The 21,709-nt window shown below is 70.2% G+C and carries 22 protein-coding genes; 18 read left to right on the top strand and 4 right to left on the bottom strand.

Annotated elements, in window-relative coordinates:
• The first annotated feature begins 5 nt into the window (after positions 1 to 5).
• Positions 6 to 662 (top strand): TIGR03085 family metal-binding protein, encoded by a 657-nt coding sequence (locus NR111_RS01090; RefSeq protein ID WP_132061185.1) that lies wholly within the window; start codon positions 6 to 8, stop codon positions 660 to 662.
• A gap of 61 nt (positions 663 to 723) precedes the next feature.
• On the top strand, positions 724 to 3,576 hold the full coding sequence (locus tag NR111_RS01085) for a DNA translocase FtsK (protein WP_241260931.1): 2,853 nt from the start codon (positions 724 to 726) through the stop codon (positions 3,574 to 3,576).
• Positions 3,577 to 3,595: 19 nt separating this feature from the next.
• On the opposite strand, the gene NR111_RS01080 is transcribed toward NR111_RS01085, so the two are convergent.
• Positions 3,596 to 3,877: a YciI family protein gene (locus NR111_RS01080; protein ID WP_119192152.1), complete on the bottom strand. Its 282-nt coding sequence runs from the start codon at positions 3,875 to 3,877 to the stop codon at positions 3,596 to 3,598.
• 76 nt (positions 3,878 to 3,953) lie between these two features.
• On the opposite strand from NR111_RS01080, the gene pgsA reads away from it, so the two are divergent.
• The 9 genes from pgsA to NR111_RS01035 all read left to right on the top strand — a co-directional run bounded on the left by pgsA (position 3,954) and on the right by NR111_RS01035 (position 10,702).
• Positions 3,954 to 4,541, top strand: a complete 588-nt coding sequence (gene pgsA, locus NR111_RS01075) for a CDP-diacylglycerol--glycerol-3-phosphate 3-phosphatidyltransferase (RefSeq protein WP_132061191.1) — start codon at positions 3,954 to 3,956, stop codon at positions 4,539 to 4,541.
• 5 nt (positions 4,542 to 4,546) lie between these two features.
• On the top strand, positions 4,547 to 5,080 hold the full coding sequence (locus NR111_RS01070) for a nicotinamide-nucleotide amidohydrolase family protein (protein WP_256819465.1): 534 nt from the start codon (positions 4,547 to 4,549) through the stop codon (positions 5,078 to 5,080).
• A 16-nt stretch (positions 5,081 to 5,096) separates the two neighbouring features.
• Positions 5,097 to 5,411: a helix-turn-helix domain-containing protein gene (locus tag NR111_RS01065; protein WP_067717740.1), complete on the top strand. Its 315-nt coding sequence runs from the start codon at positions 5,097 to 5,099 to the stop codon at positions 5,409 to 5,411.
• Positions 5,412 to 5,507: 96 nt separating this feature from the next.
• Positions 5,508 to 6,332 carry a PspA/IM30 family protein gene (locus tag NR111_RS01060; protein ID WP_120283435.1) on the top strand — a complete coding sequence of 275 codons (825 nt, stop codon included), beginning with the start codon at positions 5,508 to 5,510 and terminating at the stop codon, positions 6,330 to 6,332.
• A gap of 67 nt (positions 6,333 to 6,399) precedes the next feature.
• Entirely contained in the window at positions 6,400 to 6,594 is a 195-nt protein-coding gene (locus NR111_RS01055; protein ID WP_067717747.1) for a DUF3046 domain-containing protein, read from the top strand.
• A gap of 226 nt (positions 6,595 to 6,820) precedes the next feature.
• On the top strand, positions 6,821 to 7,927 hold the full coding sequence (gene recA, locus NR111_RS01050; protein WP_067717750.1) for a recombinase RecA: 1,107 nt from the start codon (positions 6,821 to 6,823) through the stop codon (positions 7,925 to 7,927).
• Complete coding sequence (locus tag NR111_RS01045; RefSeq protein WP_206472267.1) at positions 7,927 to 8,535, top strand: regulatory protein RecX; 609 nt, start codon at positions 7,927 to 7,929, stop codon at positions 8,533 to 8,535. Before recA ends, NR111_RS01045 begins: the two co-directional genes overlap by 1 nt.
• Before the next feature lie 26 nt (positions 8,536 to 8,561).
• Positions 8,562 to 10,133 carry a tRNA (N6-isopentenyl adenosine(37)-C2)-methylthiotransferase MiaB gene (gene miaB / locus NR111_RS01040; protein ID WP_256819587.1) on the top strand — a complete coding sequence of 524 codons (1,572 nt, stop codon included), beginning with the start codon at positions 8,562 to 8,564 and terminating at the stop codon, positions 10,131 to 10,133.
• Positions 10,121 to 10,702, top strand: coding sequence for a hypothetical protein (locus NR111_RS01035; RefSeq protein WP_206472265.1), 582 nt, complete (start codon positions 10,121 to 10,123; stop codon positions 10,700 to 10,702). The genes miaB and NR111_RS01035 overlap by 13 nt, the downstream gene beginning before the upstream one ends.
• 156 nt (positions 10,703 to 10,858) lie before the next feature.
• Here the strand turns inward: NR111_RS01035 and NR111_RS01030 are convergent, their stop codons facing one another.
• Positions 10,859 to 12,247, bottom strand: coding sequence for a DUF349 domain-containing protein (locus NR111_RS01030; RefSeq protein WP_206472263.1), 1,389 nt, complete (start codon positions 12,245 to 12,247; stop codon positions 10,859 to 10,861).
• Between the two features lie 198 nt (positions 12,248 to 12,445).
• Between NR111_RS01030 and NR111_RS01025 the strand changes: the two genes are divergently transcribed.
• From NR111_RS01025 to NR111_RS18650, 3 genes are read left to right on the top strand one after another with little or no spacing between them, the layout of a single operon-like run.
• A complete protein-coding gene (locus NR111_RS01025; RefSeq protein ID WP_256819459.1) occupies positions 12,446 to 13,177 on the top strand; it encodes a hypothetical protein in 732 nt (243 codons plus the stop codon).
• Entirely contained in the window at positions 13,174 to 14,127 is a 954-nt protein-coding gene (gene miaA, locus NR111_RS01020) for a tRNA (adenosine(37)-N6)-dimethylallyltransferase MiaA (protein ID WP_206472261.1), read from the top strand. Before NR111_RS01025 ends, miaA begins: the two co-directional genes overlap by 4 nt.
• Complete coding sequence (locus NR111_RS18650) at positions 14,124 to 14,870, top strand: IclR family transcriptional regulator (RefSeq protein WP_154827615.1); 747 nt, start codon at positions 14,124 to 14,126, stop codon at positions 14,868 to 14,870. Before miaA ends, NR111_RS18650 begins: the two co-directional genes overlap by 4 nt.
• Positions 14,871 to 15,072: 202 nt before the next feature.
• Here the strand turns inward: NR111_RS18650 and NR111_RS01010 are convergent, their stop codons facing one another.
• Positions 15,073 to 17,253, bottom strand: a complete 2,181-nt coding sequence (locus NR111_RS01010) for a malate synthase G (protein ID WP_256819456.1) — start codon at positions 17,251 to 17,253, stop codon at positions 15,073 to 15,075.
• 119 nt (positions 17,254 to 17,372) lie between these two features.
• Here NR111_RS01010 and dapF point away from each other — a divergent pair, with 119 nt between their 5' ends.
• Together dapF and hflX are read left to right on the top strand one after the other, a co-directional pair.
• Entirely contained in the window at positions 17,373 to 18,263 is an 891-nt protein-coding gene (dapF, locus tag NR111_RS01005) for a diaminopimelate epimerase (protein ID WP_206472257.1), read from the top strand.
• A gap of 53 nt (positions 18,264 to 18,316) precedes the next feature.
• Positions 18,317 to 19,765 (top strand): GTPase HflX, encoded by a 1,449-nt coding sequence (gene hflX, locus NR111_RS01000; RefSeq protein ID WP_067717780.1) that lies wholly within the window; start codon positions 18,317 to 18,319, stop codon positions 19,763 to 19,765.
• 39 nt (positions 19,766 to 19,804) lie between these two features.
• Here the strand turns inward: hflX and lexA are convergent, their stop codons facing one another.
• Positions 19,805 to 20,515, bottom strand: coding sequence for a transcriptional repressor LexA (gene lexA, locus NR111_RS00995; RefSeq protein WP_372509910.1), 711 nt, complete (start codon positions 20,513 to 20,515; stop codon positions 19,805 to 19,807).
• Positions 20,516 to 20,704: 189 nt separating this feature from the next.
• Between lexA and NR111_RS00990 the strand changes: the two genes are divergently transcribed.
• Together NR111_RS00990 and nrdR are read left to right on the top strand one after the other, a co-directional pair.
• Complete coding sequence (locus tag NR111_RS00990) at positions 20,705 to 21,139, top strand: hypothetical protein (RefSeq protein WP_206472255.1); 435 nt, start codon at positions 20,705 to 20,707, stop codon at positions 21,137 to 21,139.
• A gap of 111 nt (positions 21,140 to 21,250) precedes the next feature.
• Positions 21,251 to 21,706: a transcriptional regulator NrdR gene (nrdR, locus tag NR111_RS00985; RefSeq protein WP_069389083.1), complete on the top strand. Its 456-nt coding sequence runs from the start codon at positions 21,251 to 21,253 to the stop codon at positions 21,704 to 21,706.
• The last annotated feature ends 3 nt before the right edge of the window (positions 21,707 to 21,709 follow it).

Raw genomic sequence — 21,709 nt, 5'->3', positions numbered from 1 at the left:
GTCCGGTGAGTCCCAGCCGTCCGACCCTCGCACAGCGGGAGCGCAGCGCTCTCGTGGAGAGCATGCGTGCCACCGGGCCCGACGCCCCGACGCTGTGCGAGGGCTGGACGACCAGGGACCTGGCCGCCCACCTCGTCGTGCGGGAGTACCGCCCGGACGCCGCGGCGGGAATCGTCGTCCCCGCCCTCGCGGACCGCATGGAGCACCTGCGCCTGCGGGAGGCCGAACGCCCGTGGGAGGACCTGCTCGACACGATCGCCGGAGGAGCTCCCTGGTACTCACCGCTGCGCTACGCGGACCGGGTCGCGAACCTGGCCGAGTACCTCGTCCACCACGAGGACGTGCGCAGGGGGCGCCCCGGGTGGGCGCCCCGCGAGTTCGAGGTGGACGACCTCGAACGGGTCTGGTCCCTCGCCACGACCGTGGCGAAGACTTTCCTGCGCAAGGTCGGTGCCCGCGTCGACCTGCGCACCCCGGCCCACGTGGGATCAGCCAAGATCGCCTCGGTCTCGACGGGTGCGGCCCTCGCCCCGCTGGTGAGCATCACGGCGGATCCCGTCGAGTTCCTCCTGTGGACGTTCGGTCGCGACGAGGTCGAGATCGACATCTCCGGTGCCCAGCGGGGGATCGACGCGCTCGAAGCCGTCCCACGCGGCATCTGAACCACCCCACCCCCGTGTGGCTGCTGTTACCAGTGGTGCTCCAGACGATAGAGTGACGGCCATGGCATCCAGCTCGAGCACGCGCTCCACCCGTGCCCCCGGCGGCCGACGTCCGGCTTCGACCTCGGGAGCACAGCGATCGACCAAGTCCACCCCGTCGTCGTCGCGGGGTGGCGGTTCCCGTCGCGGTGCGGTCGTCTCGACCCCCAAGAAGGGGACCCGCAGCGGTCCTCGGACCGCCGCCCCGGCGCCGGAACGCACCTCGGGTGCGTTCGGTGCCGTGGGGCGTGGGCTGCGCGGAGGGTGGTCCGCGATGGCGAAGGGTGTCGGCCACGGGGTCCGTGGCCTCGGGGGTGGGGACGACGACGACAAGGTGGTCCCGCCGCACCGCCGTGACGGTCTCGGCCTGATCCTCATCGGCGTGGCGATCGTGTTCGTCGGCGCCGTGTGGTTCGGCGCAGCCGGCCCGATCGGCCACTGGATCGACACCGGGATCCGGACGGTGGTCGGTACCCCCGGTGCCCTCCTGCCGCTCCTGCTTGGCGGATGGGGCGTGCTCGTCATGGCCCGCGAACCCCGTCCCGACGTGCACTCGCGCTGGCTGGTCGGGACGACCGTCGCCGCCCTCGGTGTGCTCGGACTGTGGCACCTGGGGTCCGGCTCGCCGACCGATCCCGACGGGGTGCGGTCCGGCGCCGGGGTGCTCGGCCGGATCGTCGGTGGAACGCTCGAGGCCGGCCTGTCCGTCTTCGTCGCGGTACCGCTCCTCGTGCTGCTCGTCGCGTTCGGGATCCTGGTGATGGTGGGGCGGCCCGCGCGCGAGATCCCCGGCATCGTCCGTGGGTTCTTCGGCTGGGACGGCAGCGGCGACATCGTCGACCACGACTACGTCGATTCCGACGAGGACTGGGACGACGAGATGACCACTGCGTACCCGATCGCGGAGACGACGCGGGCGTCCGAGACCGAGCGCTCCGCGACGCGGCGCAGCTCCCGCCGCCGGATCGCCGCGTGGTCCGATACCCCCACGGCGGGCGAGACGGTCGAGATGCCCCGCGCCTCGCGGCCATCCGCCGAGCCCGAGGCGGCACCGGAGGTCGCCGACGTCCCCCCGGAGGAACCGGCCCGGGCCCCGGCACGCCCGAAGCGCACCCCCCGCAGGACCGAGGTCCTGCCCGCGGGCGGCGACGTCGACGAGGCCCCGGCCCGCCCGCCGGCCTCGGCCACCCCGTCCTCGCCGGCCACCGCGCCCGGACGTGCCGCCTCGACACCGTCGGTGGACACCTCCGCGGTCCCGCAGACCAACGTCCCGTCCACCCACACCGCCGCCGAGAGCGACGCGGAGCGGCTCGACTCCCAGACCCAGCTGCTGAACGGCGTGGACTACGCACTGCCGCCCGTCAGCCTGCTCACGGCCGGCGACCCGCCCAAGGCGCGCAGCGAGTCCAACGACCAGATGATCGAGGCCATCCAGGGCGTCCTGGAGCAGTTCAAGATCGACGCGGCCGTCACCGGCTTCACCCGCGGCCCGACGGTCACCCGGTACGAGGTCGAACTGGGTCCCGGCGTGAAGGTCGAGAAGATCACCGCCCTGCACCGCAACATCGCCTACGCGGTCGCCACGGACAACGTGCGGCTGCTGGCGCCGATCCCCGGCAAGTCCGCGGTCGGCATCGAGGTGCCCAACCTCGACCGCGAACTGGTGCGGCTGGCGGACGTGCTGACCGACCCCAAGACCGCCAGCAAGCACAATCCGATGCTCATCGGACTGGGCAAGGACATCGAGGGCGACTTCGTCACCGCCGACCTGGCCAAGATGCCGCACCTCCTGGTGGCGGGCTCCACCGGCTCGGGTAAGTCGAGCTTCGTCAACTCGATGCTCGTGTCCCTGCTCACGCGGGCCACCCCGGACGAGGTCCGCCTCATCCTCGTCGACCCCAAGATGGTGGAGCTCACGCCGTACGAGGGCATCCCGCACCTCATCACGCCGATCATCACGCAGCCCAAGAAGGCGGCCGCGGCGCTCGCGTGGCTCGTCGAGGAGATGGAGCAGCGCTACCAGGACATGAAGTCCACCCGCGTGCGCCACATCACCGACTTCAACGAGCGCGTGAAGTCGGGAGCCATCACGACGCCGCCCGGCAGCGAGCGCGTCTACCGGCCCTACCCGTACATCGTCGCGGTGGTCGACGAGCTGGCCGACCTCATGATGACCGCGCCCCGCGACATCGAGGACGCGATCGTCCGCATCACCCAGAAGGCCCGCGCGGCCGGCATCCACCTGGTCCTGGCCACGCAGCGGCCGTCCGTCGACGTGGTCACCGGCCTCATCAAGACCAACGTCCCGTCCCGCCTGGCGTTCGCCACGTCCTCGCTCACCGACTCCCGGGTCATCCTCGACCAGGCCGGGGCGGAGAAGCTCATCGGTATGGGCGACGGCCTCTTCATCCCGATGGGTGCCTCGCGCCCCATCCGTATGCAGGGTGCGTTCATCACCGACGAGGAGATCCACGAGGTCGTCGACTACGCCAAGAACCAGGCCGAGCCCGAGTACGACGAGTCCATCACCGCCGCCAAGGAGGACGGCAAGAAGGACATCGACGCCGACATCGGCGACGACCTCGACGACCTGCTCGCCGCCGTGGAGCTCGTGGTGTCCAGCCAGTTCGGCTCCACCTCGATGCTGCAGCGCAAGCTCCGGGTCGGCTTCGCCAAGGCCGGCCGCCTCATGGACCTGATGGAGTCGCGCGACATCGTCGGACCCTCCGAGGGGTCCAAGGCACGCGACGTGCTGGTCAAGCCCGAGGAACTCGCCTCGGTGCTCTGGATGATCAAGGGCGGGGCCCCGCCGGAGGAGGACCCGGACGACGAGCCGGCCGAGCTCCGCGACCCGGCCGAGACCCCGGTGGGGTAGCGGCCGGGCGGGGTATGCGTCAGGCGAGGGCGCCGAAAACCGGCGTCCACTCCCGGACCGAGATCTCCGAGACCATTCCGCGCAGGCAGTGGGGGTCATCGTCGACGAGCGATCGTGCGGCCTCGTCGTCGTCGGCCTCCACCACCAGCAACGCCCCGGATCCGTCGACGAACGGTCCCACGGACCGGACGGACCCGTCGTCGACGCGGGCGGACAGCCACTCGCGGTGGGCGGGCTTGTTGGATTCCCGCTCCTCGGTCTGGGCGTCGGAGTAGCGGTAGGTGACGGCGAAGAGCGGCATCGTGGATCTCCTGGGATCGGGGTCGGGGGTGCGTCGCGACCAAGGGTATTCCCGCCGTCCTCGCTAAGGTGAGGGGGTGACTGCTTCCACGCGCGAGAACGGACGCCGGACCGACGAGGTCCCCGTCCTCAACATCGCGAACGTCCTCACGGTGGTGAGGATCCTCCTGGTCCCCGTCTTCGTGGTCCTGTTCTTCGTCGCCGACGCCCAGGATCCCTGGTGGCGGGTGGGGGCGTTCGTCGTCTTCGCCGTGGCGATGTTCACCGACTACGTCGACGGTCACCTGGCCCGCAAGCTCGGGTTGGTCACCGACTTCGGCAAGATCGCCGACCCGATCGCCGACAAGGCGCTCATCGCCGCCGCGCTGATCTCGCTCTCACTGGTGGACGAGCTGTTCTGGTGGGTGACCGTGGTGATCCTGGTCCGCGAGGTCGGCATCACGCTGTGGCGCCTGTTCGGGGTGGACTATGTCGTGGCCGCGAGCAGGGGAGGCAAGCTCAAGACCGTCACACAGACGGTGGGCATGGGGATGCTCATCCTGCCGCTGCCGCACTGGGTGTGGCCGGTCGAGTGGATCGTGGTCGGTGCGGCCGTGGTGCTGACCGTGTATACCGGCGTCGACTACCTGGTCAAGGCCCGGCGGGCCGCACGCACCGCGGACTGACCCCCGTGGATCCCTCCGTCGCCGTGTCCCCGCCGGCGGCCGCCGCTGTCACCGCCCTGCGGGACCGCGGATGGACCCTGGCCACGGCCGAGTCCCTCACGGCCGGGCTGCTCGCGGCCACCGTCGCCGAGGTGCCGGGGGCCAGCATGGTGCTCCGCGGCGGGGTGATCGTCTACGCGACGGAACTCAAGCACGAGCTCGCCGGGGTGCCGACCGAGGTCCTGGAGCGGCACGGGGCCGTGTCCGCGGAGACCGCCCGCGCACTCGCGCGCGGGGCTGCGCGGCGCTGTGGTGCCGATGTCGGCGTGGGCCTGACGGGAGTGGCGGGGCCCGAGCCCCAGGAGGGCAGGCCGGTGGGGACCGTCCACGTCGGCCTGACGGTTCCCGGGAGGGAGCCCTGGTCCGTGACGCTGGCGTTGAGCGGCGACCGGAGCCGTATCCGTACGGCGGCGTGCACGGCGGCGTTGGAGCTGGTCATCGCGGCGGCGACGGGGGAGGGGAACGGTGACGACGACGACGGGAACGAATCCGGGATGTGATGCGTTGTACCCCGTGATGCCGAACATCCAGATGACCACCCTGCCCAGACCGGACCAGCCCGGCGGTGCCCCTCTGCTACGCGAGACGCTCGGGACGGTCCTGCGCGGCCTGCGCGGGGAATCCGGTCGGACCCTGCGGGACGTGGCCGACGCCGCCCGTGTGAGCCCCGGGTACCTCTCGGAGATCGAGCGCGGCCGCAAGGAGGCCTCCAGCGAACTGCTGGCCTCCATCTCCGGGGCGCTCGACGTCTCCCTGGGCGAGATCCTCATCCGCGCCGCCCTCGAGGTCTCCCCTCCGGGCACGTTCACCGAGCCGGTGCTCGCGGCCTGACCGCGCGCCCGTCACGCCCGGTGGTCGCAACCGTGCGTTGTTCGGTACCGTTGAACAGACCCGTCGTCCGAATCGGCAGAAGGACACTACGCAGCGATGGCCAATCCGTTTACCAAGGCATGGCGCTACCTCATGGCGTTGTTCGATTCGAAGATCGACGAGAAGGCCGACCCCAAGGTCCAGATCCAGCAGGCGATCGCTGACGCGCAGCGTCAGCACCAGCAGCTCTCGCAGCAGGCTGCGGCGGTCATCGGCAACCAGCGCCAGCTGGAGATGAAGCTCAACCGGCAGCTCGCGGAGATCGAGAAGCTCCAGGGCTCCACCCGGCAGGCATTGCAGATGTCGGAGCAGGCGCGCCAGAAAGGTGACGCGGCCAAGGCCACCGAATACGAGAACGCCGCGGAGGCGTTCGCGGCCCAACTGGTCACGGCCGAGCAGAGTGTGGAAGACCTCAAGGGCCTGCACGACCAGTCGCTCCAGGCCGCCGCCCAGGCCAAGAAGGCCGTCGAGCAGAACGCGATGGTCCTCCAGCAGCGCGTGGCCGAGCGCACCAAGCTGCTCAGTCAGCTGGAGCAGGCCAAGATGCAGGAGCAGGTCAGCGCCTCCCTGCAGTCGATGTCGGAGCTGTCCTCGGGCGGCAACACCCCGAACCTCGACCAGGTCCGCGACAAGATCGAGCGTCGGTACGCCAACGCCCTGGGCTCGGCCGAACTCGCACAGAACTCGGTGCAGGGTCGCATGCTCGAGGTCGAGCAGGCCTCGACCCAGATGGCCGGCCACAGCCGCCTCGAGCAGATCCGCGCGTCGATGGCGGAGGGCGGCCAACTCGGGTCCGGTACCGGTGCCACCGGCCAGCTCGGCCAGGGCCAGTCCGAGCCGGCGCCGCAGCAGCAGCAGCAGGCGCAGACCGAACAGCAGTGATCTCGCGGCAACGGGCCGTCGGCGACCACGCCGGCGGCCCGTCGTCGTCCGTAGGGGAGGGCGAGACGTGACCCTGACCGAGTTCCGCGCACGCACCGTGGAGGCCTTCGGTGAACTCCGCGCCGACAGTCTGACCAGATCGCACCATCTGGCGGAGTGTGGCGGGAGGACCGCCCTCGAGGCGATCGACGCCGGCCTCCCCGTCAAGCGAGTGTGGTTGGCGTTGTGCGCCGAGTTCGAGGTACCCGAACAGCTGCACTAGCGCTCCGTCCGCGGCGTGTCGGTCGACCTCGAACACCCGTTCGCCTACACTGGGTGCCACGTGATGACGGTTCGCCCCGTCCACAGGGCGCCCTTCCTCCACAGGAAAGCGGTCGCCGGGTTCGCGCGAGACGTTCGTGTCGTACCCGGCCCGTAACGTCCGCAACTGAATCACCACCCAGACCGATCGGCCGGACGCCGGGGGTCGCGCAGGAACGGAGAGCACCATGGCACCCAAGACCACCGCGAAGTCGGGGACCAAGACGGGCGTGGCCCAGAATCGCGAACAGGCGCTGGAACTGGCCCTCGCGCAGATCGACAAGGCCTACGGCAAGGGCTCGGTCATGCGGTTGGGTGACGACAACCGGCCGCCGGTCCAGGTCATCCCGACCGGGGCACTGTCCCTCGACGTGGCACTGGGCGTGGGCGGCTTCCCCCGGGGACGCGTCGTGGAGATCTACGGGCCGGAGTCCTCGGGTAAGACCACGGTCGCGTTGCACGCCGTGGCCAACGCGCAGGCGGCTGGCGGGATCGCGGCGTTCATCGACGCGGAGCACGCCCTGGATCCGGAGTACGCCCGCAAGCTCGGCGTGGACACGGACAACCTCATCGTCTCCCAGCCGGACACGGGTGAGCAGGCCCTGGAGATCGCGGACATGCTCGTCCGGTCGGGGTCGATCGACATTCTGGTCATCGACTCCGTGGCGGCGCTCGTGCCGCGTGCCGAGATCGAGGGGGAGATGGGCGACAGCCACGTCGGCCTGCAGGCGCGACTCATGAGCCAGGCCCTGCGGAAGATGACGGGCGCGCTGCACAACACCGGCACCACCGCCATCTTCATCAACCAGCTGCGCGAGAAGATCGGCGTCATGTTCGGCTCGCCGGAGACCACCACCGGTGGTAAGGCGCTGAAGTTCTACGCGTCGGTGCGGTTGGACGTGCGCCGTATCGAGACGCTCAAGGACGGTGCCGACGCGGTCGGTAACCGCACCAAGTGCAAGGTCGTCAAGAACAAGGTCGCGCCGCCGTTCAAGATCGCGGAGTTCGACATCCTCTACGGCGAGGGGATCAGTCGCGAGGGCTCGCTCATCGACATGGGCGTGGACAACGGCTTCATCAAGAAGTCGGGGTCCTGGTTCACCTACGGACCGGACCAGTTGGGCCAGGGCAAGGAGAACGCCCGTCGGTACCTCAAGGAGAACCCGTCGGTGCGGGACGAGATCGAGCGGAAGATCCTCGACAAGCTCAATATCGGCGCGGGGGCGGAGATCGCCGAGATCGAGGCGGAGTCCGACGAGGACGCGCCGATCGACGTGGTGCCCGTCGAGTTCTGATGTCGGGCAGGGACACCCGCGGGCCCCGCGGCGCCGGGGCGCCCGGGGCGGAGGAACTCCGTACGGCGATCGCCGCAGTGGAGGCCAGGCCCTCCGGGTCCTCGGACCTGCCGCCCCTGGCCCCCGAAGCGCACGAGGCCGCGAACGCCGCGCTCCGACTACTGCGCTACCGGCCGCGCAGCGAGCACGAGTTGCGCGAGCGGCTGCTCGACAAGGAGTACGCCGCGGAGGCCGTCGACGAAGCGCTTGGCAGGGTCAGGGCGTGGGGCCTGGTCGACGATGCCGACTTCGCCGAGGAGTGGGTACGTGGCCGCAGGAGACGCCGTGGCCGTTCGCGCGGCGCCCTCGAGCGCGAGCTGCGGGACAAGGGCGTGGCCGAGGCGCACATCGCCCGGGCGGTCGGCGAGATCGACGAGTCGGATGATCGCCGGGAGGCCGCCGAACTGGTACGCGGTCGGCTGGATCGCCGGCCGCGCGCCGCATTCTCCGGGCCGGACGTGCAGGGCGAGCGGCGCAGGCTCATCGCGTTCCTGGCCCGGCGGGGTTATCCGACGGGGTTGGCGGTGAAAGTCGTGGACGCCGAATTGGCGGCCCACGCATCGCCCTGAGTACCCTGGCCTGCGTGGATACTCTCGTGACCGACCTGCAGGCGGCGGCGCAGGACGCGCATGCCGAGGGCGACGCCCGCCGGACCTACCAGGTTCGCACCTTCGGATGTCAGATGAACGTCCATGACTCCGAGCGTCTGTCCGGGGTCCTCGACGCCGCGGGGTACGTCCCCTTCGAGGGCGACGCCGATCCGGCCGGAGGTCACCTTCCCGATCTGGTCGTGTTCAACACCTGCGCGGTCCGGGAGAACGCCGACAACCGGCTCTACGGCACCCTCGGTCATCTGCGGCCGTGGAAGGACACGAACCCCCGCCTGCAGATCGCCGTCGGGGGGTGCCTCGCGCAGAAGGACAAGGACGTCGTCGTCTCCCGCGCACCGTGGGTCGACGTCGTGTTCGGCACCCACAACCTCGGACACCTGCCGACGCTCCTCGACCGCTCCCGCCACAACGAGCGGGCCGAGGTGGAGATCGCCGACTCCCTGCAGCACTTCCCCTCGACCCTGCCCGCCACCCGCGAGTCCTCGTACGCCGGGTGGGTCTCGGTGTCCGTGGGATGCAACAACACCTGCACGTTCTGCATCGTTCCGTCCCTGCGCGGCAAGGAGGTCGATCGTCGGCCCGGCGAGGTACTGGCCGAGGTGCAGGCGCTCGCCGACGAGGGCGTACTCGAGGTCACGCTGCTCGGCCAGAACGTCAACGCGTACGGGCGGTCCTTCCACGACCCCGACGAGCCCTCCGACAAGGGAGCCTTCGCCTCACTATTGCGGGCGGCCGGCCGGGTCGAGGGGATCGAACGGATCCGCTTCACCTCGCCGCACCCGGCGGAGTTCACCGACGACGTGATCGAGGCCATGGCCTCCACACCCACCGTCTGCCCGCAACTGCACATGCCGCTGCAGTCCGGGTCCGACCGCGTCCTGCGCGCCATGCGACGCTCCTACCGGTCCGAGCGCTTCCTCGGGATCATCGAGCGCGTCCGCGCGGCCATGCCGCACGCGGCCATCACCACCGACATCATCGTCGGGTTCCCCGGGGAGACCGAGGAGGACTTCCAGGCCACCCTCGACGTGGTCGAGAAGGCGCGGTTCTCCAGCGCGTTCACCTTCCAGTACTCGCCCCGCCCGGGGACCCCCGCGGCCACCATGGAGGACCAGATCCCCAAGGCCGTGGTCCAGGAACGCTACGAGCGGCTGATCGAGCTCCAGGAGCGCATCACGCTCGAGGAGAACCAGAAGCAGGTCGGGCGCGTCGTCGAGCTCCTCGTGACCGCCGACGAGGGCCGCAAGGACGCGGCCACCGCCCGGATGACGGGCCGGGCCCGCGACGGTCGGCTCGTACACTTCGCCCCCATCGGCGACCACGCCGACCGGGTGCGTCCGGGAGATGTGGTGACCACCCGGGTCACCGCCGCGGCCCCGCACCACCTGCTCGCCGATGACGGGGTGCTCAGCCACCGAGCAACCCGGGCCGGCGATCGTCACGAGGCGGGCCACAAGCCCGAGACCCCGCCCATCGGGGTCGGGCTCGGGCTTCCCACGCTCCGGCGCGACACCGTCAGCGCCCCAGTCACCACCGAGAAGGGATGCCCCACGTGAGCACCGACAAGCGCCCCGATCCGATCGCGGGGATCATGGAAGTCACCCGGAACGCGGAATCGGAGATGCGGGACCGTGACCGCGTCCTCGGGCGCACCCTCGTGATCGGGCGGGCCTACCTGGCGTCCGCCGTCCTCATCGTGCTGTTGGCCGTGGCCCTGGCCCTGCCGCACAGCGAGGGGGTGCGGGGCCTCGACGTCCTGTTCTTCACCGACGTGGCGCGTGAGCAGTACACGACCCTGCCGTCCCATCTGTTCGTCCTGCTGTACTCCGTGGGCACCATCGCGTTCGGGGCAGCGATGATCATGACCCAGAAGTGGTGGGCCGCCGGGATCGCCTGGAGCGCGACGTGCGTGTCCGCCGTCTACGGCGTGTTGGCGATCTGGCTCCGCCAGTCCGGTCGCGGCCCCAACCCTGATGTGCAGGACTTCGGCGGGCCCAGCATCGGCCTCTACGTCAGTGAGATCATCGTGTTCGCTCTGGTCATCACGCTGGCGAGCGTGCTGTGGGCGCGGACCCCGGAGCAGATCACGCTCGAGGAGAACGCCCGTCACGGAGACGGGCGCTGAACCGACCTCCCGGACGTCGCGCCGTCTGATGACCGGCGCGAGAAGAGCCCGGCCCCGTCGTGACGGGCCGGGCTCTTCTCGTCTGCGGGTTCTCGTCGCCCGTCGGCGGGTGGCCGCAGGTGGGGCGCGTCGGCGGGTGTCCGCCGGTGGGGCGCGTCAGCGGGTGTCGACCGCCTTCTCGGCTGCCTCCGCCCACTCCTTCCACTGGGCGGCCTGGGCCCGTGCGCTCTCGGCGTCCTTGTTCTTGCCCGCAGCGTCCGCCTTCGCGGCCTGCTCCTCGAAGTCATGGACCCGGTCCCAGAACTGGCCGGCGCGGGCCTTGGCCTCCGGGTCGGTACGACGCCATTCCGTGTCCGCCGCATCGGCGACACGCTTCTCCAGGGCCCGGATACGCCCCTCCAGCTGACCCATCCGCTCGCGCGGGACCTTGCCGATCTCCTCCCACCGCGACTGCAGCTGCCGAAGAGCGGACCGGGCGGCACCCAGGTCGGCCGTAGGATCGATCCGGCCCTCGTACTCGGAGAGCAGGGCCTCCTTGGCCTGGGCGTTGGTCTCGAACTCGGCGTCCCGTTCCGCAGCGGCGGCATGGCGGGCGTCGAAGAACGTGTCCTGGGCGGCCTTGAACCGCTTCCACAGGGCCTCATCGGCCTCCCGCGGGGCCCGGCCGGCGGCCTTCCACTCGTCCATGAGACGACGGAACGCCGTGGCCGTGTCGTTCCAGTCGGTGGACCCGGACAGGGCCTCCGCCCTCTCCACCAGGTCCTCCTTGACCTTCTTGACCGAGGCGCGGTTGCGGTCAAGTTCGGCGAAGTGCGAGCCCCGGCGACGGTTGAACGCCTCCCGGGCCTTGGAGAACCTCTTCCACAGGGCGTCGTCCGTCTTGCGGTCGATACCCCGGATCGTCTTCCACTCCTCGAGGATCTCGCGCAGACGGTCCCCGGCGGACTTCCACTGAGTCGACGACGCCCCGATCTCCTCGGCCTCGTCCGCCAACGCCTCCTTCCGCGCGATCGCGGCCGCCCGCTGCTCGTCCTTGCGCTGCTTCGACACGGCCTCGACCTCGCCGGAACGCTCGATCACCGCAGCCACACGCGCGGCGAGAGTATCGAGATCGCCCACGGCGGCGGCGGTGGGGATCTGTTCCGCCAGGGTCTCCGCCGAGGCGCGGGTCTTCCTGGCGTCCTGCGGATGGGACTCGAGACGGGTCTCGAGCAGAGCGACCTCGGCGGCGAGGTCATCGAAGCGCAGACCGAAGTGCGCGAGGCCCTCCTCGGGAGCACCGGCCTGCCACGACCCGACCTGACGCTCACCGTCGGAGGTCCGGACGAACACCGCGCCCGACTCGTCGACGCGACCCCACTGCGACGCGTCCGAGGCGCGCGTGAACCCTGGGGTGCCCGCGGGGGTCGGCCGCGGTGCCACCTTGCGTGCCAGCGCGGCGGGGGATGGCGCACCCGGCCTCGGACCGGGGATCGGGGTCGCTCCGCCCGAACTCGCTCCGCCCGAACTCGATCCGCCCTGGGCGGTGGGTGACTGCTCGGTCATGTCGTCCTCGTTTCCTTCTGCCGCGTGTCACGGCACCATCACCGGGATCGCACCGGTCATCGCCTCGCCGCCCCGTTTCGAGGAGACGGCATCCTCCTAGTGTGTACCAACCTCCGCCCGGGTGTCCGGCGTATCCCCGCGGTATCCCCGGACGGGTCCGTTCCGCGGTGTCGGGGGCGGTCAGTAGGGTTTCCGGGTGTGAGCCCCTCTGTCGTCCTGGTCCCCGGAGCGCCGGTCCTCGTGCCGGAGCTGTCCGGCTCTGCGGTCGCCGAGACCGAGAGCGGGGTGGCCGCGATATGCGAGATGCTCCGCCGGGCCGGGCGCGGCGCGGCACGGGTCGTCGTCCTGGGGACCGACCGCGCGGGCAGAGGTCTCGGGGACATGCGCTCCTCGCTCTCCAGGTGGGGGGTCGACGTGCCCGTGGGTCCGCCCGGTGCCCCGCCGGCGCCGCACGGGACTGTTCCCGACCCGGCGTTGATCGCCTGGTGGCTGCTCGACCTGGCGGGTATCGACCTCCCGAGGAGGTTCATCGGCGTGACCGGGGGAGCGCAGCCCACCCCCACGCCGGTGTCGGACGACCTCGTCGTCGTCGTCGCCGACGGCCCCGCCTCCCTCACTCCGCGAGCTCCCGTCCCCGAGGATCCCCGCGGTATCGCCCTCGACGAGGAGCTCACCCGATGGCTGCGCAGCTCCGGCGAGCTCCCGGACCCCGGCGAGCCGGTGGCCGACGAGATCGGCTGGTGGAGCCGGCCCGCGTGGCGCGTCCTGGCGGACCTCGTCGCGGACCGCACGGCTGTCGAGGCCCTGTCCTGGGCGCCATTCGGGGTGGGGTATCACAGCGCGTGGTGGCCACCGGAGGCCGCCGCGAATGCCACGGTGGTCGTCGACGCGCCGGCCGCCACTCCCGGCGAACCCGGGGCACCGTCATGACCGGGCGTGTTCCCGTCGCCGTGATGGGGCCGACCGGGACGGGGAAGTCCGAGCTGGCGCTCGGCCTCGCCGAGCGACTCGGCGGGGAGATCGTCAACTGCGACGCCATGCAGCAGTACCGCGGGATGGACATCGGGACCGCCAAGCTCGCGCCGGCTCAGCGGCGCGGGATCCCGCACCACCGGCTCGACGTGCTGGACGTCACCGAGACCGCCAGTGTCGCGGACTTCCGTACCGAAGCGGAACGTGAGATCTCCGAGATCCGCGATCGCGGCCACGTGCCGATCCTGTGCGGGGGGTCGATGATGTACATCCAGGCGCTCGTGGACGGGTGGTCGATACCGGACACGGACCCGGAGGTCCGGGCCCATTACGAACGTCGCCTCGAACAGATCGGGGTGCAGGCCCTGCACGCCGAACTCGCCGAGGTGGACCCCGAGGCCGCGCAGACCATCCTCCCCAGCGACCCCAGGCGCACCGTGCGCGCGTTGGAGGTCGTGGAACTCACCGGGAAGCCGTTCTCCGCCTCCCGACCGACGATCGGGGAGCCGCGCTGGGGCACGCGCATGCTGGGCCTGCGCTGCGGTCTGCCCGAATTGGACGAGAGGCTGACGACGCGTACGGCCGCGATGTTCGCCGACGGGCTCGTCCCGGAGGTCCGCCGGCTCGTGGGAGTCGGACTGCTCCGGGGCGTCACCGCACGACGCGCGATCGGTTACGCCCAGGTGCTCGACGAGATGGACGCACAGCAGCGGATCGACGACGCCGGGGCGGCCCGCGCCGAGGAACGGACGGTGATCGGGACCCGCCGCTACGTCCGTCGCCAGCGGTCGTGGTTCGGCCGGGATCACCGGATCCGGTGGATCGACACCGACACCCACGGACGCGACGCCGACGCACCCCGGCCGCTCGAGACCGCGCTGGGGATCCTCGGGGAGGGCCGGCGGTGAGCAGCCCCGGATCCGGGCGCTCGCGGGTCCAGTCCGTCGACCGCGCCTTCGACCTACTCGACGCGCTGAGCATCCGCGGGGGCCGGGCGAGCCTCGGGGACCTGGTCTCCGACACGGGCCTGGCGGCCGCCACCGTCCACAGGCTGTGCGGCACGCTCGCGGAGAGCGGTCACCTCCGGCGCGACGCGGGCCGCGACTATCTGCTGGGACCGCGTCTCCAGCGGATCGGCGACGTCGCCGGACGCGCCACCGCGTCCTGGGCCGTGCCGGTGCTCACCGCCGTGGTCGAGGGCACCGGGGAGACCGCCAACCTCGCCGTCCGGGAGGGCGACGGGGTCGTCTACCTCGCCCAGGTGCCGTCCCCACACTCGATGCGGATGTTCACCGAGGTGGGCCGACGGGTGGACGTGCACTGCACGGCGGTGGGCAAGGCCCTGGTCGCGGGCGACGACGACGACGAGGTCCGCAGCATGCTCGACAGGGCGGGCATGCGCCGCTTCACCGACTCGACCATCGTCGACCCCGACAGATTGATCGAGGAGCTGCGGGTGGTGCGACAGGCGGGGTTCGCCACCGATGAGTCCGAGCAGGAGGAGGGCGTCCGCTGCGTCGCCATCGCGGTGGGTACCGGGGACGCCGCCTTCGCGGTGTCGGCATCCGGGCCCGAGGCCAGGTTCACGCGCGATCGCCGCGACGCCGCCGTCGCGATCCTTCGTGCGGCCGTGGCCGGGCTCGTCCCCTGACCTCCCGCCCTCGAGCGTGCCCACCCGCCGGAGCCCACGGGACCCTGGGCCGGACGCCATCGGGCCCGGAGCCGGACGCTTCTGGCCGTGACAGCGGCGAATCCGCCACCCACCGCCCGGATCCGGCCCCACTGGCGCGGGATCGGAGGTCGGGCGGAGGTGGCGGATTCCGCGGCGGGTCGGCGGGTCGGCCGGCGCCGGTCTAGCCCGCGTTGGCGGCCTTGAATTCGCGACGACGGCGATGCAGGATCGGCTCGGTGTAACCCGACGGCTGCCTGGTGCCCTCGAGGATCAGTTCCCGGGCCGCCTGCCAGGCGATGGACTTCTCGAAGTCCGGTGCCATGTTCCGGTAGGCGTCGTCGCCGGCGTTCTGCTTGTCGACGATCTCGGCCATCCGGCGCAGCGAATCCTCGACGTCGTCGGCGGTGATGATGTCGTGGCGGATCCAGTTGGCCAGCATCTGCGAGGAGATCCGCAGGGTGGCGCGGTCCTCCATGAGGTTGACGTCGTGGATGTCCGGCACCTTCGAGACACCGATTCCCTGCTCGACCCACCGCACGACGTAACCGAGGATGGTCTGGCAGGAGTTGTCGACCTCCTCCTTCTTCTCCTCGTCCGTCCAGTCCGTGGAGGGGGCCAGGGGGACGGTGAGGATGTCGTCGACACTCGCGCGGGCACCCCCGGCGAGGAGTTCCTCCTGACGCGTCATGACGTTGACCCGGTGGTAGTGGGTGGCGTGCAGCGTGGCGCCGGTCGGGGAGGGCACCCACGCGGTGTTGGCGCCGGCCCGGGGCTGGCCGATCTTCTCGGCGAGCATCTCGGCCATGAGGTCGGTCTTGGCCCACATGCCCTTGCCGATCTGGGCGCGGCCACGCAGGCCACACGCCAGACCCGTGTCGACGTTGAAGTCCTCGTAGGCGTTCATCCACCGGGCGCCCTTCATCTCGCCCTTGCGGATCATCGGCCCGGCCTCCATGGAGGTGTGGATCTCGTCGCCGGTCCGGTCGAGGAAGCCGGTGTTGATGAACACGACTCGTTCGGTGGCCTCGGCGATGCAGGCGGCGAGGTTGACCGAGGTGCGACGCTCCTCGTCCATGATGCCCACCTTGAGGGTGTTCTCGGACAGCCCGAGGAGCTTCTCGACACGACCGAACAGCTCGGTGGTGAACGCGACCTCCTCCGGCCCGTGCTGCTTGGGCTTCACGATGTAGATCGACCCGTGTCGGCTGTTCCGGCGCTCGTTGCCCTCGGCGATCCCGTGCATGCCGGCGAGCGAGGTGACCAGTGCGTCGAGGATGCCCTCGGGCATCTCGTTGCCGTCCGCGTCGAGCACGGCCGGGTTGGTCATCAGGTGGCCGACGTTACGCACGAACAGCATCGAGCGGCCGTGGAGACGGACCTCACCCGAACCGTCGGGCGCGGTGAAGACCCGGTCGTCGTTGAGGACACGGGTGAAGGTCTTGTCGCCCTTGGTGATCTCCTCGGACAGGTCTCCCTTCATGAGCCCCAGCCAGTTGCTGTAGCCCTGGGTCTTGTCCTCGGCGTCGACGGCGGCGACCGAGTCCTCGAAATCCATGATGGTGGAGACGGCGGACTCCAGGACGACGTCCTTGACGCCGGCGCCGTCGGTCGAGCCGATGGGGGAGTCCGGGTCGATCTGGATCTCGATGTGCAGACCGTTGTTGCACAGCAGGACCGAGGACGGGCTCGAGGGCTCGCCGAGGTAGCCCACGAACTTCTCCGGGGCCGCCAACCGGGTGCTCGACCCGTCGGACACGGTCACCTGCAGGCCTCCGTCGACCACGGCGTAGGCCGTGGATCCCACGTGGCTGCCCGACGCCAGCGGTGCGGCGTCGTCGAGGAATTCACGGGCCCAGTCGATGACCTTGTCGCCGCGGACCTTGTTGTACCCCGAGCCCTGCTCGGCGCCGTCGGACTCCGGGATCGCGTCGGTGCCGTAGAGGGCATCGTAGAGCGAACCCCAGCGGGCGTTACCCGCGTTGATCGCGAACCGGGCGTTCATGACCGGCACGACGAGCTGCGGGCCGGCGACCGTGGCGATCTCCGCGTCGACGTTCTCGGTCGTGACGGAGACGGACTCGGGCTCGGGCACCAGGTACCCGATCTCCTGCAGGAACGCCTTGTAGGCGCCCGGGTCGATCGGCGCCGGGTTCTCGTGGTGCCAGGCGTCGATCCGGGACTGCAACCGGTCGCGGGTGTCGAGCAGTTCGCGATTGCGGGGGGCCAGCTCGGTGAAGATCTCGGAGGCGCCCGCCCAGAACGCGTCGGGATCGACCCCGGTGCCCGGGATCGCCTGGGAGTTGACGAAGTCGTACAGGACCTCGTCGACCTGGATTCCGCCGACAGTGATGCGTTCGGACATCGATGCTCTCCTGGAGGTAGGGGACCGTTCTCCAGGCCGACTCTAGTGGGCGTACCGTCCGGCATCATCCGACATTTCCACGGTGCGGAACGGTCCCCGCCGGCGAGTACGATTTCGCCATGACTTCGACGCGCCAGGCCTCGCAGCCCGACGGTATCGCCTTCCTCAAGGGCCACGGCACCCTCAACGACTTCGTGATCCTCCCGGACGATCAGGCCGACCTGGACCTCGACGTGGACCTCGTACGAGCACTGTGCGATCGGCGTGGCGGAATCGGCGCCGACGGAGTCCTGCGGATCGCGACCGCCGGAGCCCTCGTCGGCCGCGGCGTGCTCGCGACCCTGCCGCCCGGCGTGGACGGTGCGGACTGGTTCATGGACTACCGCAACGCCGATGGTTCCATCGCGGAGATGTGCGGCAACGGGGTCCGGGTCTTCGCCCACGCCCTCGTCGCGACCGGGAGAGCGGAGGCCGGCTCGATCCCGGTGGGCACGCGGTCAGGGGCCCGCCCCGCCGAGGTCCTCTCACACTCGGGTGTTGACGCGGTGGTGCGGGTGGACATGGGGGAGCCGCGTCTGCTGGGCCTGTCCTCGGCGGAGGTCGGTGGCCGGACCTTCGCGGGACTCGCCGTCGACATGGGCAATCCGCACCTCGCCTGTGTGGTCCCCGATCTGGACGCCGCGGGCCTCGCCGGGCTGCCGGTGCAGGAGGCCCCGGTGTATGACCGAGACTTCTTCCCCGACGGCGTCAACGTCGAGATCGCCACCCCGATGGTTGACGGTCGGGTCTCCATGCGGGTCCACGAGCGGGGATCAGGGGAGACCATGTCCTGCGGAACCGGAATCGTCGCGACCGCGGTCGCCGCGCTGGCAGACTCGGGGGAGGCGACGGGCGACGTCGTCGTGGTGGTCCCCGGCGGCGAGGTGGAGGTCTCACTCACCGAGGCCGGGTCCTCGCTCACCGGGCCGTCCACACTCGTCGCCCGCGGTCATTACCACCGTGGTCGGTAGCACACCGTCTCGCACGGGACACCGGGGGGCCCGGTGTGAGAAGATGAACCCGAATGACTACTGATCACACGGCCGCTGACCGGCCGACACGCGACCTCGATCCGTCCATCGGTGATTTCCAGCTCGAGGAGAGATCCTCGATGCGCCGGGTGGCGGGGCTCTCCACCGAACTCCAGGACGTCAACGACGCCGAGTACCGCCAGCTCCGACTCGAACGGGTCGTGCTCGTCGGTGTCTGGACCGAAGGGTCCGCCGCGCAGGCGGACGCCGCGATGGACGAGCTCGCCCAGCTCGCCGAGACCGCGGGATCGGAGGTCTGCGATGCGCTCATCCAGCGCCGCGACAAGCCCGATGCCGCCACATACATCGGGTCGGGCAAGGTCAGCGTCCTCAAGGACGTGATCGCCGCGACCGGCGCGGACACCGTCATCTGCGACGGCGAACTCACCCCTGGACAGTTGCTCGCGCTGGAGAAGGCGGTCAACGTGAAGGTCATCGACCGTACCGCGCTGATCCTCGACATCTTCGCGCAGCACGCCACCAGCCGTGAGGGCAAGGCCCAGGTGACCCTCGCCCAGATGGAGTACATGCTCCCCCGTCTGCGTGGGTGGGGCGAGTCGCTGTCCCGCCAGGCGGGCGGTCGTGCCGGGAGCAACGGCGGCGTCGGCCTCCGTGGCCCGGGTGAGACCAAGATCGAGACCGATCGGCGTCGGATCCGCGAGCGGATGGCCCGTCTGCGCCGGGACATCAAGGGTATGAAGCAGGCCCGGGACACCAAACGGCACCGACGGCGTTCCACTCCGGTGCCATCCATCGCCATCGCCGGATACACGAACGCCGGGAAGTCGAGCCTGCTCAACAGGATCACCGGAGCCGGCGTCCTGGTTCAGAACGCCCTGTTCGCCACACTCGACCCGACCACGCGCAAGGCCGAGTTGCCTGACGGCAGAGCAGTCGTCTTCACGGACACCGTGGGATTCGTCCGACACCTGCCGACCCAGTTGGTCGAGGCGTTCAGGTCCACACTGGAAGAGGTCGTCGACTCCGAGTTGCTCCTCCACGTCGTGGATGGTTCGGATGCCTTCCCGCTCCGCCAGATCGAGGCGGTGCGCAAGGTGATCAACGAGGTGGTCGAGGAGCAGAACGCGGAGCGGCCTCGGGAACTCCTGGTGATCAACAAGATCGACGCCGCGGATCCCGTGGTCCTCACCGAGTTGCACCACGCGCTGCCCGACGCCGTGTTCGTCTCGGCGGTCACCGGGCAGGGTGTCGACGAACTCCTCGAGCGAATCACGCAGATCGTCGCCTCCGGGGACACCGAGGTGACCCTGTCCGTCCCGTACTCCCGCGGGGACGTGGTGTCGCGGGTCCACGCCGAGGGCGCGGTGGTCGAGGAGGAACACACCCAGGACGGAACCCGGCTGGTGGTCCGACTGCCCGCGTCCGTGGCCGGCGAACTGGACGAGTTCGCCGCCCGCGGTCCACATGACGGCGCCGCCTGACCCCTGCGGGGACGGGCGGCGCGTCGTTCGAACCGGGACTCAGAGTTTCCGGAACACTGTCACGACCTTGCCCAGGATCGTCGCGTGCTCGCCCGGAATCGGGCTGAACGACGGATTGTGGGGCAGCAACCAGACTCCGCTCGAGTCGTTCCGGAAAGTCTTGACCGTCGCCTCCCCGTCGATCATGGCGGCGACGATCTCCCCGTTGTCCGCGACGTTCTGCCGCCTGACCACCACGTAGTCGCCATCGCAGATGGCGGCGTCGATCATCGACTCGCCCACGACCTTGAGCATGAACAGATCACCTGAGCCGACGAGGTCCGACGGCAGGGGGAAGATCTCCTCGACGGCTTGCTCCGCGAGGATGGGCCCGCCCGCCGCGATCCGGCCGAGCACGGGGACGTAAACGGGCTCGACCGCTCCGCCCGGACGCTGGGGCTCCGGAGCAGGTGAGCGACGGCCCCGTGACTTCTGCCCCGGGACACCGTGGACGTCGACCGCCCGCGGCTTGTGCGGATCCCGCGTCAGGAAGCCCTTCTTCTCCAGCGTGCGGAGTTGATGCGCCACCGACGACGTGGACTGCAAGCCGACCGCGTCCCCGATCTCCCGGATGCTCGGCGGATAACCACGCTCCTTGACGGTGTCGTGGATGTGGAGCAGAACGCTCTTCTGTCGGTCCGTCAGTGACTCGAAATCGGGCTTCGGCATCTCGTGTGGTCCCTTCGGCGAATGGATGTTCGACGTTGTGATCTGTCTACACCCTAGTGCCAAGGACTGCGGCGCGCCACACAGGTGTTCGAAGAAATTCCTCTGTGAATCGTGACCATGTCGGAGTCGCGTGATACAACTCTAGGGGAGTTCGGATTCGAACAGATGTACTGAGGAACACATACAGGTGTGCGAAGCACCATCGCACACCGTATCGAGTAGGGAGCCACCATGACCGTTGTCGAGCTTCAGTCCCACACACGTCCGGCCGCGCGGTGGACCGAGGTCTGCCCCGACGACCATCGTGGACGGGTCGCGCACCTCGACCGGCCCGGTGACGTGTCGGTGCGGTCCACCCGTGCGCCGCGACGCACCCTGGCCCGACCGGAGGGCAGTCGGCCCGCCGTCACGTCCTCGCGCGCGGAGTATCTCGATCGGCCGCGGATAGCCGCCCGTCCGGCCGCCGTCACGTCGGTCGCCCCGGGTCGCCGTGTGCTCGTGCGCCCGGTCTCCACGGACCGCGTGCGGGCGTGCCACGTCGAGGCACCGGTGTCCACCGGGGTCGTCGACGACGTGCCGGCCTGGGCGCTACTGGCGTGCGGGATCGCATTCGGCGTGATCATGCTTCTCGCAGTGGCCTTCCTCGGTGGACCCGCCTACGCGTGACCGGGCAGCGGGCCTCCTAGAATGGACCGTGGGCGGTGGTCTACCGCCCCCGCGTTTCGTCAGGCACGATCCGGGACGCGTGAACTCCGGTCGACGAAGGGCCCCACGGGAATGTACTGCCCGACATGCCACCACGAGGACTCCCGGGTAATCGACTCACGATCCGTCGACGAGGGTCAGGCGATCCGGCGTCGCCGGGAGTGCCCCCGGTGTGGACACCGGTTCACGACGCTGGAGACGCCTCTGCTGACGGTTCTCAAACGTAACGGGGTGACCGAGGCGTTCAGTCGGGACAAGGTCGTCCGCGGTGTCCGCCGCGCGTGCCAGGGACGATCGGTTGACGAGGACGCTCTGCGTCGCCTCGCCCAACAGGTCGAGGACGCTGTGAGATCCGGCGGTGCGTCCGAGGTTCCCGCCCACGAGATCGGGCTCGCCATCCTGGGCCCTCTGCAGGATCTGGACGAAGTCGCCTACCTGCGGTTCGCGTCCGTGTACAAGCAGTTCAGCTCGGCCGACGACTTCGAACGCGAGATCATCGCCCTCCGGGAGCGCCGCGCGAGCCGCTGACCA

This window comes from Dietzia sp. Die43, from assembly GCF_024519835.1.
Taxonomy (GTDB): domain Bacteria; phylum Actinomycetota; class Actinomycetes; order Mycobacteriales; family Mycobacteriaceae; genus Dietzia; species Dietzia kunjamensis.
This window is presented reverse-complemented; position numbering and strand designations above follow the sequence as displayed.

What these genes read in the sequence shown, in the direction of transcription:
- NR111_RS01080 (WP_119192152.1), bottom strand. Translation starts at nt 3,877, where the DNA reads ATGCCGCTCTTCGCCGTCACCTACCGCTACTCCGACGCCCAGACCGAG.
- NR111_RS01060 (WP_120283435.1), top strand. Translation starts at nt 5,508, where the DNA reads ATGGCCAATCCGTTTACCAAGGCATGGCGCTACCTCATGGCGTTGTTC.
- hflX (WP_067717780.1), top strand. Translation starts at nt 18,317, where the DNA reads ATGACTACTGATCACACGGCCGCTGACCGGCCGACACGCGACCTCGAT.
- NR111_RS01010 (WP_256819456.1), bottom strand. Translation starts at nt 17,253, where the DNA reads ATGTCCGAACGCATCACTGTCGGCGGAATCCAGGTCGACGAGGTCCTG.
- nrdR (WP_069389083.1), top strand. Translation starts at nt 21,251, where the DNA reads ATGTACTGCCCGACATGCCACCACGAGGACTCCCGGGTAATCGACTCA.
- recA (WP_067717750.1), top strand. Translation starts at nt 6,821, where the DNA reads ATGGCACCCAAGACCACCGCGAAGTCGGGGACCAAGACGGGCGTGGCC.
- NR111_RS01065 (WP_067717740.1), top strand. Translation starts at nt 5,097, where the DNA reads ATGCCGAACATCCAGATGACCACCCTGCCCAGACCGGACCAGCCCGGC.
- NR111_RS01035 (WP_206472265.1), top strand. Translation starts at nt 10,121, where the DNA reads ATGCCCCACGTGAGCACCGACAAGCGCCCCGATCCGATCGCGGGGATC.
- NR111_RS01030 (WP_206472263.1), bottom strand. Translation starts at nt 12,247, where the DNA reads ATGACCGAGCAGTCACCCACCGCCCAGGGCGGATCGAGTTCGGGCGGA.
- miaA (WP_206472261.1), top strand. Translation starts at nt 13,174, where the DNA reads ATGACCGGGCGTGTTCCCGTCGCCGTGATGGGGCCGACCGGGACGGGG.
- NR111_RS00990 (WP_206472255.1), top strand. Translation starts at nt 20,705, where the DNA reads ATGACCGTTGTCGAGCTTCAGTCCCACACACGTCCGGCCGCGCGGTGG.
- NR111_RS01045 (WP_206472267.1), top strand. Translation starts at nt 7,927, where the DNA reads ATGTCGGGCAGGGACACCCGCGGGCCCCGCGGCGCCGGGGCGCCCGGG.
- dapF (WP_206472257.1), top strand. Translation starts at nt 17,373, where the DNA reads ATGACTTCGACGCGCCAGGCCTCGCAGCCCGACGGTATCGCCTTCCTC.
- NR111_RS01085 (WP_241260931.1), top strand. Translation starts at nt 724, where the DNA reads ATGGCATCCAGCTCGAGCACGCGCTCCACCCGTGCCCCCGGCGGCCGA.